Source organism: Paenibacillus sp. FW104-T2 (genome assembly GCF_058789975.1).
Window position 1 is genome coordinate 273,723 of the sequence record NZ_JBYTCE010000002.1, and the last position, 15,524, is coordinate 289,246.

Sequence of the window (15,524 nt, forward strand, 5' to 3'; positions counted from 1 at the left end):
AAGGCGGAAGCATTGTAATGCATGGACATGAAGCAGTGGATATCGATGAAATAATGGAACTGTCAGCAACAGAACATTCGGTACTTGGTGCTCTTTTTCACAAACATGCGTGTCAACCCTTTTCAGTAATGATGACCACCACTGAGTCTGCGGAAGAAGGATTGAGCGGGGCGGAAGCCAGGTTAGGTTTTATGCGCCTAAGACAAAAAGGGTGGATCGAAGCGGTTCGCAAAACTTGGGGAGAGAACCTATACTACATTCCGCTGCGTTATATCCCTGCATTAACCGTAGCCTACGCAAATAGAGTCGGAAAACATCCATTTTTAATACATGAACAGGATCAGAAGGAATCTAAAACCCAGATGGTCAATGGTGGTCAAATTCACGTTATTCGTGAAGCAAGGCCTGATATCGCTGCCGAAATCATTCATCTATTGGCCTGGATCGCAAGAGAAGGGCTTACATTGACGAATAAAGGTACGATTCACAAGAGAATGCTGCAGCGGTTGAGCGCTTTGACTCATTTATGCCCTGATGACTTTGCCGGATTGAATTTAAACTACGAACATCCGGATATCTACCCTGTTCATGTTGCTATTATGCTGGACATGCTGCTTGCTCTGGGGCTTCTCCATAAGGATCAGGAGAAAATAAGGGTACATGATGAGACTCTGGGTCACTGGTTAGAGCAGCCGTGGTCGTTCATGCATCGCGAGATATTCAAGGTGTGCATGGAGCGATATGGTGTAACCAGTCCTGCAGAACAACATTTTCGCTATCGCCTGGTCTTGCTCGGTAAAGGACAGGAGACCTGGTTCAATATTTCAGATCTGATTCCGCATTTCAAGGGCAGTGGAAGTGATACCGGGCTTCCTGAATATGTTCAGAGCTGGATAAACGCACTGGCTGGATGGGGGTACGGAGAGAGCGGTGAAAATGCATCGGGTGATTTGTTTTTTCGCTGGTTGGTTGAGCCTGAGAAGCTGTTGCCCTTGAAAGTACAGCAGGAACTGGACAGCGCTAAGAATGTTTTCTTTGTACAGCCTGATTTCGAAATTATGGTCCCGGCAGAGGTAGTTCCTCAGGTCCGCTGGAAAATAGAGAATTGTGCCGAGCTGCTGAGCTGTGATCGGATGAGCATCTATCGTGTGACCAAAGAACAAATTGTCCATGCAGCCCATCGCGGATTTACGTCTGACAAGGTGGTGGAATTTCTGCGCCGTTATGCTGCCACGGGAGTCCCTGAGCATGTGTATCACGCGATTCAACAGTGGGGGAATGAGTGGGAGCGATTGAACGCGCAGCACAGGGGAGATGAAGAGAAAATACAAAGTATACATCCGACTGATTTCATATGCAGCGAGGGGTCTGGGGAGGATAAGAGCACTGAGACTCACACGCATGAGCCAAGAGTTGGGCTTAGCGGTCTACGAGAAAGCTTTTATGTGCATGGCAGGGAAGGCCTGATTCAAAATGAACCAGATAGGGCATCTTCATATACACACGGAGAGCCGATAGCAGAGCAGTCGGTTGATTTACCCGCATTCGGCTCCATTCCCGACATGTGGCATAACGATTGGCGGCGATATCATATGTCCACGACACGTCAGATTACGGCAAAAGCGATAGAATGGCAGACCAAGCTGGGACTGAGAAACGAACAATCCGAGGTATACATTATTCCGGATCAAATTCAGGGACAGGACGATTGGACGCTGACAGGCTGGATTGTACCTGGGGCAGACGAGAGGGCAATAGAGCGGTGCACCATTTCTCCCATGGATTGGGACAAGATCAGATTAATCGTTCCGGAACAGATCTGAAGCAGGAAGAGCTTATGTTCCCCTATTTTCTATTTGCAGGAAAAACTCTTCTTAACTACCGGGGGATATGCTATGATAAAGTAGTCTACCTTACGTAGAACTTTATATATAGATAGGATGAATTTCATGAGCGTAGCGGAATTGAACACGGTCGATATGGCCCAAGTGTTGACGGGCGCATATGAACTGGGCGACATGATTAACCAATCTGCCGAAGTATCGGATTATTTATATTGGAAGCAGCAAGTTGAGAGCAATCCGGAGGTTCAAGCGGGAATACGCAAGCTGGAAGCCAAAAAGGAACTGTTTGAAGAAACACAGCGTTTTGGACACTTCCACCCGGATTATCATGCTGCAAAAGACCAGGTGAAGGCTCTGGAACAGGAGCTGGAACAAATTGAGGCAGTAGCTCGCTTTAAGCAGGCGGAGAGAGCACTCGATGAAATGCTGCACCAGATGTCTGAAACCATTGCTTATGCAGTCTCTACCACAATCAAGGTTCCGAGCAATGACCCGAACCCCAAAGGTGGCGGCTGTGGAAGTGGCGGCAAGTGCAGCTGCGGCTAACTGAATTCCGAATGAATTAAAATCCATATAGACCGGACCTTCTCCTCGAAGCGTCCGGTCTCCATTATAAGAAGGGCGGGGAAAATGATGTTTGCGGAAAGGACAGGATTTATTATTTGGGTTAGTGATCTAAAAGCAGCCCGCAATCTCGAAAAGTATGGTACCGTTCATTACATTTCCCGCCGTATGCATTATGTCGTCATGTATGTTAATGCAGAGCGGGCTGAAGATACGATGAAAAATGTGAAGCGGCTGTCCTATGTGCGCAAGATTGAAAGATCTTACCGTAACGAAATCAAGACAGAGTATGCCAGTAAAACGATGGACAAAACAAGTTTTTACGGGATTTGAAATATACAGTCTTCAACGTTAGTGATTTGGTGGAACTGAACATAAGCGCGGAATAATAAAACATATTTGATCAAGGTCGCCTTCATGGCGACCTTTTCTTTTGGGATCATACTTCGATCCACCTGCAAGAACGTGGTACATATGAACAGTAGGTAAATACCGACCATGAAGAAATCATAGAAGTACTAAGTGAAGGCAGGATTATGTTATCAAATTGTTAATTAAAATAACATTAAAAGAGTGAATTCACCGAAAATAAGTAAACGTGATGTAAAATAAATCGTGTACACACGAAATTTTCAATTGGTAATTTTCCACTTTTGCAATTGTAATCGCTTTCTTTTGGTCGAAAACAACACATTTATGAATTGTTAAACTAGAGGAGAAATGTTAAAAAACCTTGTTGTATCAATGTTTATTGGACCTGACAAAATGACATATTTACGAAAAAATACGTGATCCCCTATTGTTAAACTACAGCTGCGCCAACAAAACTAACATGCAACATGAATGCTCCAACGTTTTTCCTGCAGCGTATGACCCAAACATGAGAAGCGACAGAAGGAGGCGATCCTGTGTGCAGGAAGTAAAAACGGCCAATCGGCAGCAGACATTATACAAGCCGAACATCAGTAGAAAGCGATGGCAAAAGGTCTGGAGAAACTGGCAACTGTATTTGTTTATTGCACCCGCATTTCTGTATTTTCTCATCTTTCATTACGGACCCATGTACGGCATCCAGATTGCGTTCAAAAATTACAATCCGGTACGCGGAGTATTTGGGAGTCCTTGGGTAGGTTTTGATCATTTTGTAAGATTCTTTGAATCCTATTATTTCTGGGATTTGATGTGGAACACACTGGCGATCAGTTTGTATGAGCTGGCTGTTGGGTTTCCGATTCCGATTATTCTGGCTCTGGCGTTTAATGAACTGAAGCATAAACGTTTCAAAAAGCTGGTCCAAACCGTCACTTATGCACCTCATTTTATCTCAGTTGTCGTGATGGTTGGGATGGTGATTGCTTTCCTCTCTCCATCAACCGGAATCCTGATCCGTTTCGTGGAATGGATGGGAATAGATGCACCCTCATTTCTGACAAGCCCTGCATGGTTTAAGACGGTTTACGTTCTCTCCGGCGTATGGCAAAGTGCGGGCTGGGGAACGATCATTTACCTTGCTGCGTTGTCTGGAGTGGATCCTGGCCTGCATGAAGCAGCCATTATAGACGGGGCAAACCGACTGCAGCGTATCCGGCACATTAACATTCCCGTGCTGGTACCAACCATGACGATCCTGCTCATTCTGAACATGGGGAGTCTGCTGGGGGTAGGGTTTGAGAAGATCCTTCTGATGCAGAACCCACTGAACATGGAATCTTCCGATGTCATATCCACTTTCGTATACCGTTCAGGTCTTGAAAATGCCCAGTACAGCTTCTCTACCGCTGTCGGCTTGTTTAACTCTGTAATTAATGCGTTTTTGCTCGTTACCGTCAATCAAATCGTACGCAAGACGAGCGAGAACAGTCTGTGGTAAAGGAGGAGGCTGAATGTTAACCGGTATTCAGGAAACGAGACAAGACAAAATTTTTCTAACCTTGAATTATATCTACGTTACGATTGCTTTCCTTCTTGTGGCGTACCCGCTGGTATATATGATTAGCGCCTCCATCAGCAATCCGAAGGAAGTTGCTTCAGGTGCAATGTGGCTATTTCCGAAAGATATCACGTTTGAAGGTTATGAGCGTGTGCTTCAGGATCAACGAATCTGGTCAGGCTACGCAAATACGATTCTGTATACGGTTGTCGGTACTGCCGTGAACCTGGCGGTCACCATTCCTGCAGCCTATGCGCTCAGCAGAAGAGACCTGGTCGGCAGGGGGTTCTTTATGGGCATCTTTATGTTCACGATGTTCTTCGGCGGAGGGCTGGTACCGAGTTATCTGCTGATTAAGGAGCTCGGCATGATCAACAGCATGTGGGCACTGATTTTGCCTTCCGCAGCTTCGGTATGGAATATCATCGTCTCCCGCACCTTCTTCCAGGGAACGATCCCGAGCGAGCTTCAGGAGGCTGCACAGATGGACGGTTGTTCTAATTTTAAGCTGTTTTTCAAAATCGTACTGCCATTATCCATGCCGATCATAGCGGTTATGGCGCTCTTCTACGGAGTAGGTCACTGGAACAGTTATTTCTCAGCAATGATCTATTTGAATGATTCGGCCAAATATCCGCTTCAGCTCGTGTTAAGACAGATTCTTGTCCTGCAGGAAATGTCAGCTCAAGGCTCCGGCATGATGGACGGCTCATCGGCCTCGGCACTGAATAACAAAGCCGAAGTGGCGGCACTCGTCCGTTATGCAGTCATTATTGTATCGACACTTCCGGTCATTATCATCTATCCGTTTTTGCAGCGGTACTTCGTTCAGGGTGTCATGATCGGTTCCGTCAAGGGCTGATCTATACCAAATAAATCATCAAAAAGGGAGTTGTTGTCATGAAGAGAGCTCACAAGAAATCAACGGTTCTGTTAAGTCTGATCCTTGCTGCAAGCATGCTTGCGGCATGCGGAGCATCTCCTGATGGCGGTTCAACCGCTGAACCGGGTACACCGGAAGAGACAGGGGTGAAGCAAGAGGGCTTTCCTATTGTGGAGGAACCGATCACATTGACCATGATGTCCCAGGATGTAGGCGTGGCAGATTGGAATACCATGCCTGTTATTCAGGAAGCAGAGAAGCTTACCAACATCAAGTTTGAATTTCAGCTTACTCCGATTGACAGCTTTGCAACCAAGAAGAACCTTGTCTTTGCAAGTGGAGATTTGCCTGATGTACTGTACGGAGCCGATCTTACACCGGCAGAGCAGGTGACCTATGGCACCCAAGGCTCACTTATCCCGCTTGAACCTTACATTGATGGGGGATATGCTCCGAACATTAAAAAATTGTTCGATGAGAATCCGGATATTCGCAAATCGTTCACAACGCCCGAAGGACACATTTATGCCCTGCCATTTATCGACAGTGCCGCCGTCTGGTATCGCAGTCCCATGTGGTATAACGGCAGTATGCTGGAAGCGCTTGGTGTAAAAGAACTGCCAAAAACGACAGAGGAATTGTACACGCTGCTGAAGCGAGTGAAGACAGAAGATCCGAATGGCAACGGCAAGGCCGATGAAATTCCACTGACCTCCGTGAAGCTGGATGATCTGCGCATGTATTTTCTGGGCTTCTGGGGCATATATGACCCAGTCGTTTACGTAGATAAGCAAGATAAGGTGTTTTACAGCCCGATGCAGGAAGGATACAAGGGATATTTGGAATTTATGAATCGTTTGTGGAAGGAAGATTTGCTGGATCACGAAACCTTCTCGCAAACCCCTGAGCAGAAAAAAGCCAAAGGGGAAAACAATCAGATTGCTCTCTTTAACGACTATTACTCCTACTTTACTTTGGGTGGCGATCCGGATGCGGCAATGAAAAATCCGCTTATGACACCCGTGGCGAGCGATATTGCAGGAACGCCTGTTTACGGTATGCATCCAGGACTCTCTGCTAACGGAACATTTGCCATCACAAGTGTGAATGAGCATCCTGAAGCAACCATGCGCTGGATCGATTACTTGTATTCCATCGAGGGACAAACGCTCTTCAATCAAGGTCCTGAAGGCACGCTGTGGAAGTATACCAACAAAGATACGTATGAAAAAGAATGGCTGCCTGTTCCGGGAGGCGGTGATCGGGAAGAGTACAGAGGCACCATTACGCCAAACTTCGGCATGCTGACTCCGGGTCATAACTCACCGGAGCTGACGAATGGTCTGACGACCGAATTTGACGAGTGGATAGCGAAAGAGAACGAAGAGAAGCTGATACCGATCGGTAAAGCACCGTTTCCGAATGCGTATCTGACCAACGAACAGCAGGATGAAGCCTCCGCATTGTTATCTGATCTTGATACGTACGTGAAGCAGATGGAAGCGAAGTTTGTAACCGGGGAAGAGCCATTGTCCAACTGGGACGGCTATGTTGAACAGATGAAGAAAATGGGTGGAGACCGGATTCAGGAAATCTATCAGGAAGTGTATGATACGTGGAATTCCGCAGGCAAGTAATCAGATGTGAATCGCCGTTCGCAGCATTCTGAAATAACAGAAAAAAGCCAACATCGACGGCAATCCTGATTGTTCGTCTGTTGGCTTTCCTGTTATTAGCTGGCCGATTCAGTTCCTGCGTCACTACCCGTAGTGCGATGAAGCTTGCGATATTGTCCTGGTGTAAGCCCGGTCTCCTTCTTGAATTTACGGATGAAATTCGGTGTATCCAGATATCCGACTTCCTGAATGAGATCTTTCAGAGGGGTATCCGTTGTTTTTAGCTGATGAAAGACCCTGTCGAGTCGTTTTTGCCAAATGTACTGAAGGAAGTTGATTCCAGTCTTCTCCTTGAAGGAGCGGCTCACATGGGAAGGTGAAACTTCAAATTCATACGCAAGCGTATCCAAGCTAAGATTGTGATCTGTAAAATGGGCATCGATATATTCAATAATGCGGTCTATCAATGTCTGCTCTTCCTGCTGCGTATCCTTTTTCACCTCATTGCATAACTGGGAGGCAAGCAAGAGCAGAACGGATTCAAGCTCTTCCAGCGAGCTGCTAAACACCATGTTGGGAGCAATCTGCTGCAGCATTTGATGTTCTCCAAGTTCCGAAGCTGTCTTAAGGATCGTGTTCAGCAGATCGAAGCTGATGCAGCGCACAAGCAGTGCAGGCAGCATCGAAGACTGCAAACTGGTCACGGATGAGCGAATCATCTGGGAAGCGATATCGATATTTCCCTGTTTCAGACTTTGAACCAGCTTCAGCTGCATATGGTTCGGAATCCAGTAGGAATGGCTCGGTGTCTTGGACATTTCTTCAAATAAAGCGGATGATCCATACTCACCTGGTACGAGCAAATCAAAAGCAGAACAGGCTTCAACGTAAGATTGGGTCAGTTCGTGAAGCTGCGAATAGGCACTTCCGGCACCAATCAACGGAGTTATGGACAATGTTTCCAAAAGTAAGCCTCTTATCTGCTCCATAATCTGTTTTATACGTGTTATCAGATCGATTCCTTCAGCTGACTCAAAACTCATGATTAAACCGAATCGGTCCAGCTGGGGCAGCTCAACGCCATAACCGGTCGCCAGCAGATCAGGCAATTCAATCTGTGCAAGACTGCTTGCAATGCGGCGGCGGAGTTCCATATCGGCATGCTTGGAATCATTCCAGCCAATGACCATGACAAACAAATAATCCTTGTTCAGTTTCAGGTTGAACAGCTGCACCAGTTCAGAAGATAATGGATCTGGATTTCCAGACTTAATTAAGGTCGACAAGTACTGGTTCCGAGCATACGGTTCCTGTAAATCAATGCGGGAGCTGTAATTCTGCAAGGCAGAACGAATCCGTTCCAGTTCATTGGCATTTCCATTTCGAGACTCTCCATCAGGTTTCTTTTCCGGGAAGCGGGAAGCGGCAAATTCGACCAGGGTTGAGATAGGCTGATACTGCATTTTGGCGAGAACGAGAGCAATGGCGACTCCGACCAGCAGCACAATACCTATGATCATTATCATGAAACTGCGGACATCCAGTACACTGCTGAAGAACTGGGAGCTTGGCATTACAGTCATGTAGGTCCAGCCGTTGGTTTCCGATTGCACAGATACGATGGAATGATCTTTGTCGTCCAGCGTCCGCTCCTGGATTCCTGGAGTAATGGTTTTAAACAAGGCAGCCAATGCATCTGTACTTAGCGTATCTCCCTGATGGTTGGCCGTCAGTACCTGCCCCTCTGCATCGAGGACATAGGTCAGCCCTTGATAGTTTCCGAGTATGGAATCAATCAGGCTCGTAATCTGCGACTCCTTGATAAAAACCATGACCGTGGCGTGGGGGTTCAGACTGTTGGGAGTAATGGGAATAAGGTAAGCAAGCTTGCGGTCCTGTACTCCACCAGTTTTGGTTACCACATCGGCAGGTCTTACGGTAGGATGCTTCGTTTCGTTGAGATCGTTATACAGGGATTGTTTGTCCCATCTCTCGAAGCTGAGATTGTCGGCAAACACCTCAAAATCGGTCAGACCTTTGCTGGAATAAATACGTGTATCATCGTGGAAATAAAGATAGATTTCATCAATCATGGAACTGGTGGCTTTGTACTGATCCAAGGCTCGAATGGCTTCCGGGCTGGTTTGGGTATTGGTGACCCGATAGGAAGAGAGCCGATTATCGTAAGAAATGCGGGAAGCAATCTCGCTCAGCTCTTTCATTCGGCTGTCAATGGTTACGTTGGTTTGTGATAACTGGGCCAGACGCGAGCTTTCAATCTCAGTACGGAGGGTTTTAACTGCGTTTTCATAGAGAAATACGGTCATGAATACGAGAGGAATTAGCAGAATGAACAGGTAGGACCAAATGTATTTCAGGAACAGTTTGGATTTGAAATAGTCCATTCGCAAGTGAAATGCTGCCTCCTTTCCATATGGAGAAATGCCATTTCTTTTCTTATAAATGATATCAATAAAAAAACGGTTTGGACATAGCTTTTTCGCACGTATGCACACGGTTTCCAAATATCGCAGAGAAAAGGTGTAGATGATGATGCAGAAATGGTTTGAGGATGCGAAGCTGGGGATTTTTATTCACTATGGAATCTATGCCGTGGACGGTGTTGCGGAGTCGTGGTCTTTTTACAATGGACGCATGACTTATGACGACTATATGAAGCAAATGGAGGGATTCACGGCCTCCAAGTTCGATGCCGCGGCGTGGGCGGATCTGATCGAGAAATCGGGTGCCAAGTATGCTGTGCTGACAACCAAGCATCATGACGGAGTCGCTCTGTGGGATACACAGTACAGTGACTTGAACACGGTAAAGAAAACACGGGCTGCGCGTGACATTGTCAAAGAATATGCCGATGCGATCACGGCGAAGGGACTTCGGCTTGGACTCTACTACTCGTTGATCGACTGGTCCCACCCGGATTACCCAAGTGTATATGAAGGTGGCAAGGTGCCGGATGACCCCGGTTCTAGCAATCCGTTCTCCTATCCCTTGGATGGGGTTCAGGATGAAACCAAATGGCAGAAGTTTTTGGAGTTTAACAACCATCAATTGAAAGAATTACTCACCGGATTTGGCAAGGTTGACCTTCTGTGGTTTGACGGGGATTGGGAACGAAGCGAGAAGCAGTGGAACCTGCCGGAATTCAAGCAGTATTTGAAATCAATGCAGCCAGATCTCATCATCAATTCACGCCTGCAGGGACATGGGGATTACAAAACGCCCGAACAAGGGCTGCCGATTACGAGACCAGATGGGCCGTGGGAGTTTTGTACAACGATCAATTCCTCATGGGGCTACGTCCCTACGGATCAGCAATACAAATCACTGTCTCAAATCGTTCGCATGTTCTGCGACTGCATCTCCATGGGTGGCAACATGCTGCTCGATATCGGCCCAAGAGAGGACGGAACAATTGATGAGAGGCAGGAAGCCATCCTGCTTGGACTGGGCGAGTGGATTAGAGCACATGCAGAAGCGGTATACGGGACAAGAGACGGAATTATGAGCAGATATTATGGAGATGGAAGCACGCTCTCGGCAGATGGAAAGACACTCTATCTCTTTGTGCATGGCGATCCGAAGGAAAGCATTTGTGTGAAGGGACTGTGTAACGAGATCAGGAAAGTATCCGTGCTGCATTCAGGCAAAGAACTGACGTATGACATTCACGGCGGGGTTCCGTGGTTTCAAATTCCTGGTACAACCTGGATTCACCTGACGGGTGAAGACACCCATGAACTGACAACGGTAGTGAAGCTGGAGTTCGATGAAAAGGTAGATATGTATGGCGGCTCCGGGGCAGTCGTTACTCATAACTGAATGGAGGGATCAACATGATGCTAAGTGGCGTGCCTATACCACATATCAATATTTATCAGCCGAAACACTACATTTGCCATCGTGCAGCAGGTGGATTGGAGCTAGACGGAAGGCTGGATAAGCCTTTTTGGGATCAGGCGGAATGGACGGACAAGTTCGTAGATATTGAAGGGGATCTTCGTCCTGCTCCGGCCAAGGATACAAGGGTGAAAATGCTATGGGATGATGAATATTTTTATTTTGGTGCCGAGCTTTGGGAAGATCAGATCTGGGCAACGCTGACGGAGCGGGATTCTGTCATTTTTTATGATAATGACTTTGAAATTTTTATTGATCCTGACGGGGACAGCCACGGTTATTATGAATTCGAGATCAATGCGCTAAATACGGTATGGGACCTGCTCCTCATCAAGCCATACCGGGACGGAGGGCCACCGCTGGACAGCTGGGATTTAAAAGGATTGAAGACAGCCGTGTATATTGACGGCGAGCTGAATCGTCCCGAAGGGATTAACCGGAAATGGTCTGTTGAGGTTGCGATCCCGTGGACCAGTCTGAAAGAATGCGCCAAGGAAAAGCGGGCACCCCTGCCGGGTGAATTTTGGAGAGTCAATTTCTCACGGGTGGAGTGGCAGACTGAAGTGGTGGATGGAAATTACCGCAAAATAATGGATCCCGCAACCGGTAAGCCATATCCCGAGGACAACTGGGTCTGGTCGCCGATGGGACTGGTGAATATGCATTATCCCGAACTATGGGGTTATGTTGTGTTTGCGTGTGAGGATGGTCATGACGATTTTGTGCTGCCACAGGATGAACGGATTAAATGGGAGCTAAGAAAGCTATATTATCTGCAGCGTAATTACAAAGAAAAGAATGGGACATTTACGCAAGATCTGTCATTGCTCGGCTGGACTTCTGAAGTGGAAGTTTATCCCGAGGTCTACGCTGCTCCAAGCCTATTTCAGGTTTCAGCTGCGACTGCGGATGGGGCCGGAAAATGGCTCATTCGCGAAGACGGGTACCTGTGGGAAGAGAGGGATACCAAATGAGTGTACAAACGTCGGCGTTTTCGCTTACCCCCGAAGAAATGAAATCGATTGAAGATAAACTCCGTATCAAAAAGAAGCTTGTCCAGGCACAGGCTGACGAGATCTTTTCCGTATTTAGGGAGCCGCTGTCCGTAGAAGAAGAGTGGGCGCTCAAGTTTGTGTATGCATACAGTCCGCTTCAGGATCTGGCAGATGTTCCGGGTGTACTGTTTTTAAATCACGTAAGATCAACTCTGCGAATACGGCGGGAGGTTCCATGGGGGCAGCGGGTACCGGATGATTTGTTCCTTCACTTTGTGCTTCCATGCAGGGTGAATACGGAGAATATCGAAGATTGCCGAGCGATCTTCTACGCAGAACTGTCCGATCGCATCATGTCGCTCACGATGTCAGACGCGATTCTGGAGGCCAACTACTGGTGCCATGAAAAAGCAGTCTATACTGGCAGCGACCTTAGGACGGTTTCGCCGCTCACCATGATTCGGAGTGCAAGGGGGCGCTGCGGGGAAGAATCAACACTGGCAGTGACCGCACTGCGAAGTATTGGTATCCCTGCCCGTCAGGTATATACTCCTCGCTGGGCGCATTGTGATGACAATCATGCCTGGGTGGAAGCATGGGCTGACGGAACCTGGCATTATATCGGCGCCTGTGAACCGGAGGCCAGGCTGAACCAGGGATGGTTTACGCCTCCTGCCCGTCGCTCGATGCTGATGAATACGAGAGTACTGGGTGGTTACCATGGTCCAGAGGATGTGACACTGGCAACCGAATGGTACACCGAGCTGAATCTGTTGGAGAATTACGCTCCAACGAAGGAGCTGACCGTAGCGGTCAAGGATCTGGTGGGAGTTGCAGTGGAGGGTGCTTCTGTGAGATTTGAGCTGTATAACATGGCTGAATTCTATCCGATTGCGGAGTTATTAACGAATGAAGACGGAGAAGTGGTCTTCAAAACGGGACATGGAGATCTACTCATCCGGGCGGTATATCAGGGACGGTGGCGGGAGCATAAGATCACGATTGACCAAACAGACCGATTGGAACTCGTGCTGGATCTGCAAAATCAACCTGAGCAGGAGAGCGGAGTGATTGATTTCGATATGGTTCCTCCGCCTGAGACGGTGGGAGAGGAACTCCCGGCATTGACAGAGGAAGCGGAGTCGCTCCATCAGCAGCGTTTGTCGGAAGGGACGTATATCCGGACTGCTTATGAAGCCACGTTTGTAACCCATAAGGAGAGCATCGATCTATCTCGTGAGCTAAGCCTTCCGGAGGCGAGGGTATGGGACGTCATGCAGAAGGCGCGCGGAAATAGTCATGAAATTGCCGCGTTTCTCAGGGAAAGCTCTCCTGAGCACGGGCAATGGCCGTTATTACTGCTGGAGTCACTGAATAGTAAAGATTTGATTGATACGTTCCGTCCGGTCCTGCATGAGCATTTAGCTTATTCGCTTCCGCTGCGTGGTATGCTCCCGGATACCTTGTTTATTCCCTATTTGTTATGTCCGCGCGTTGCCTTTGAAATGCTTGGGCCGTACAGGAAACAATTCCGAGCCGCGTTTGCTTCAGATGAGAGGGACGCAATGGTGAGAGAGCCTTCGCTTCTTGCTGAGGCACTCAAGGAAAAGTTCACTCATTGGGAGGATCTGCCCAATCTAAAAGGAAAAGGTACAGCAGCAGGAACCTTTCGGATCATGGCCGGGGACGAGGAATCGCTGGCGATCCTGTTTGTTGCCCTCTGTCGCAGCCTTGGCATCCCATCCCGTTTGCATCCAAGCGAACGCAAGCCGCAGTATTGGCAGAAAGGGTTCTGGATCTTCGCGGATCTTGGTAATAAAGAAAAGGGGAAGCAGCGAATGGGAAGCATTCGTCTTGTGCAAAACCAGTCAGGAGGAAACATGCCGGAGGCTTCCTACTATGAGAATATTTCCATTGCTCGTCTTGTTCAGGGGAAATACGTGACCCTGCATTTTCCTTATAAAGAGACAAAGCTGTTTGATGAGCCTCTGCCAGCAGAGGAGGGGGCCTATCGCATGACGACAGGCGTACGTTTGAAAAACGGCACGGTAAGAGCTCGATTCACTTATTTTAATTTGAACGAAGGGGAAGAGTCTTGTGTTGCCGTAACCTTCCGCAGCGCCGATGAAGAAATTCCTGTCCTTGGAACGGTGGATAAACACATGGAATTGCGATGGCAGGACAAGAACGTATCTACACTCGAGCATTGCGTAAGTGGGACGGCCTCAGGCATACTTCTTTCCTGGATTGAACCGGACCGCGAACCGACCATGCATTTGCTGAAAGAACTTGCTGACTTGAGGCAAGAACTGGTGGAACGTAACATATCGGTTGTTCTAATTACTGGCTCTGCTGCTACAGGAAAGTCCTTGAAGACGCAGCAGCTCGAGATGCTGCCGTCACAAGTCCGGTTAGGCGAGGCATCACCTACCTCACTGCCCGAGGTGTTCCGCAGCTCTGGAGCGACAGAGTCAGGGTACCCCCATCTGGTTGTTCTGGATGAGGCTTATCAGATTCGTTATGTCTCATCGGGGTATCGGATTGGTGCCGTGAAGGAAGCCATTCAGGTAAGCTCGCAGCTGGCCGGACAGCGCAGTGAACCATTCCAACATGATGGAGGCAGCCTATGAACCCCAAATGGATTATTGGATACGTCGGACATCGTGATTTGAATAATGTACTGGAGGCAGAGCTGAGCCGGATGACGCATATCAATATCGCTTTTGGTCATATACAGGAAGGTATCATTCAGACCAGCCATCTGCAGCATATGGATCGGATTCCAATGATCAAGAAAGCTTTCCCGGATTTGAAAATGATTTTGTCTGTGGGAGGCTGGAGTGCAGGCGGATTCTCGGAGGCAGCTGCGACCGAGCAAGGAAGACAAAAGCTCGCAGAATCAGCTGTTCTGGCAGTGACTACCTATGGCCTGGACGGGATTGATCTGGATTGGGAATACCCGTGCTATGGGGAGGCGGGTATTGCTGCCTCTGCAGAGGACAGAGTTAACTTTACACTTTTGTTAAAAACGATGAGGGCAGCTCTGACGAAGCAAGGTGAGCAAGATGATAGGTACTACATGCTGACCATTGCAGCCGGTGCTGACCAGTACTACATTGACGGCACGGAAATGGATCAGGTACAGCAGTATCTAGATTATGTGCAGCTGATGACATATGACATGCGTGGAGGTTTTCAGGTGCTGACTGGACACCATACCAACCTCTATACTGCGACAGGTGATTTATACCGGATTAGCACGGATGCGTCCGTACGCATGTTTCTAAAGGCGGGTGTACCCCGAAATAAAATCGTCATTGGTGCGGCATTTTACTCTCGAATGTGGGAGGGGGTGCCTGACCGTAACAACGGATTGCATCAGATGGCTGAGACGACCGGAGGCTACGGTCCAGAATATACAGAGTTAAGCGAGAAGTATATTGACCTTAACGGATATATCCGGTATTGGGATGATGAAGCGAAGGCACCTTATTTGTTTAATGGCAACACGCTCATTTCATACGACGATCCGGAATCAGTAACGGCCAAATGCCGATATATCCTGGAACAGGATCTCGCGGGATTGATGTTCTGGGAATACAAATGTGATGCGTCACATGAGCTGCTGAGAACGATGGATGTCGAGCTCGGCGCAGGACGACATGTGTTATAGGTAGATGTGAGAAACTGAATACCTTCTGCGGAATCCGGCATATCGCGGGTTCCTTTTCTTTTAAAAAGAGATTAGTATAGAGAGAAGGTTATTGGTCATCA

At 47.9% G+C, this 15,524-nt stretch carries 11 protein-coding genes; 10 read left to right on the forward strand and 1 reads right to left on the reverse strand.

What is annotated here, in order from left to right; genetic code table 11:
• Positions 1-17 precede the first annotated feature (17 nt).
• From AC3WQ3_RS04055 to AC3WQ3_RS04080, 6 genes are all read left to right on the forward strand, one after another.
• Entirely contained in the window at positions 18-1,823 is a 1,806-nt protein-coding gene (locus tag AC3WQ3_RS04055) for a helicase-associated domain-containing protein (RefSeq protein WP_492471506.1), read from the forward strand.
• Between the two features lie 126 nt (positions 1,824-1,949).
• Positions 1,950-2,390, forward strand: a complete 441-nt coding sequence (locus AC3WQ3_RS04060) for a YlbF/YmcA family competence regulator (protein WP_095290237.1) — start codon at positions 1,950-1,952, stop codon at positions 2,388-2,390.
• A gap of 87 nt (positions 2,391-2,477) precedes the next feature.
• Positions 2,478-2,741 carry a YlbG family protein gene (locus tag AC3WQ3_RS04065; protein ID WP_095290540.1) on the forward strand — a complete coding sequence of 88 codons (264 nt, stop codon included), beginning with the start codon at positions 2,478-2,480 and terminating at the stop codon, positions 2,739-2,741.
• A 547-nt stretch (positions 2,742-3,288) separates the two neighbouring features.
• Positions 3,289-4,278: an ABC transporter permease gene (locus tag AC3WQ3_RS04070; protein WP_095290239.1), complete on the forward strand. Its 990-nt coding sequence runs from the start codon at positions 3,289-3,291 to the stop codon at positions 4,276-4,278.
• Positions 4,279-4,291: 13 nt separating this feature from the next.
• A complete protein-coding gene (locus AC3WQ3_RS04075; RefSeq protein WP_154895389.1) occupies positions 4,292-5,200 on the forward strand; it encodes an ABC transporter permease subunit in 909 nt (302 codons plus the stop codon).
• 38 nt (positions 5,201-5,238) lie between these two features.
• Positions 5,239-6,858 carry an extracellular solute-binding protein gene (locus AC3WQ3_RS04080; RefSeq protein ID WP_183521768.1) on the forward strand — a complete coding sequence of 540 codons (1,620 nt, stop codon included), beginning with the start codon at positions 5,239-5,241 and terminating at the stop codon, positions 6,856-6,858.
• A gap of 95 nt (positions 6,859-6,953) precedes the next feature.
• On the opposite strand, the gene AC3WQ3_RS04085 is transcribed toward AC3WQ3_RS04080, so the two are convergent.
• Complete coding sequence (locus AC3WQ3_RS04085) at positions 6,954-9,242, reverse strand: helix-turn-helix domain-containing protein (RefSeq protein WP_492471573.1); 2,289 nt, start codon at positions 9,240-9,242, stop codon at positions 6,954-6,956.
• A 148-nt stretch (positions 9,243-9,390) separates the two neighbouring features.
• Between AC3WQ3_RS04085 and AC3WQ3_RS04090 the strand changes: the two genes are divergently transcribed.
• The 4 genes from AC3WQ3_RS04090 to AC3WQ3_RS04105 are packed head-to-tail and all read left to right on the forward strand — an operon-like array spanning position 9,391 to position 15,423.
• The gene (locus AC3WQ3_RS04090) at positions 9,391-10,677 is read left to right on the forward strand and encodes an alpha-L-fucosidase (protein WP_492471507.1); all 1,287 of its coding nucleotides are present in this window, start codon (positions 9,391-9,393) and stop codon (positions 10,675-10,677) included.
• Positions 10,678-10,691: 14 nt separating this feature from the next.
• Positions 10,692-11,729, forward strand: coding sequence for a carbohydrate-binding family 9-like protein (locus AC3WQ3_RS04095; RefSeq protein WP_492471508.1), 1,038 nt, complete (start codon positions 10,692-10,694; stop codon positions 11,727-11,729).
• Entirely contained in the window at positions 11,726-14,380 is a 2,655-nt protein-coding gene (locus tag AC3WQ3_RS04100; protein ID WP_492471509.1) for a transglutaminase domain-containing protein, read from the forward strand. The genes AC3WQ3_RS04095 and AC3WQ3_RS04100 overlap by 4 nt, the downstream gene beginning before the upstream one ends.
• Entirely contained in the window at positions 14,377-15,423 is a 1,047-nt protein-coding gene (locus AC3WQ3_RS04105; protein WP_492471510.1) for a glycoside hydrolase family 18 protein, read from the forward strand. The genes AC3WQ3_RS04100 and AC3WQ3_RS04105 overlap by 4 nt, the downstream gene beginning before the upstream one ends.
• The last annotated feature ends 101 nt before the right edge of the window (positions 15,424-15,524 follow it).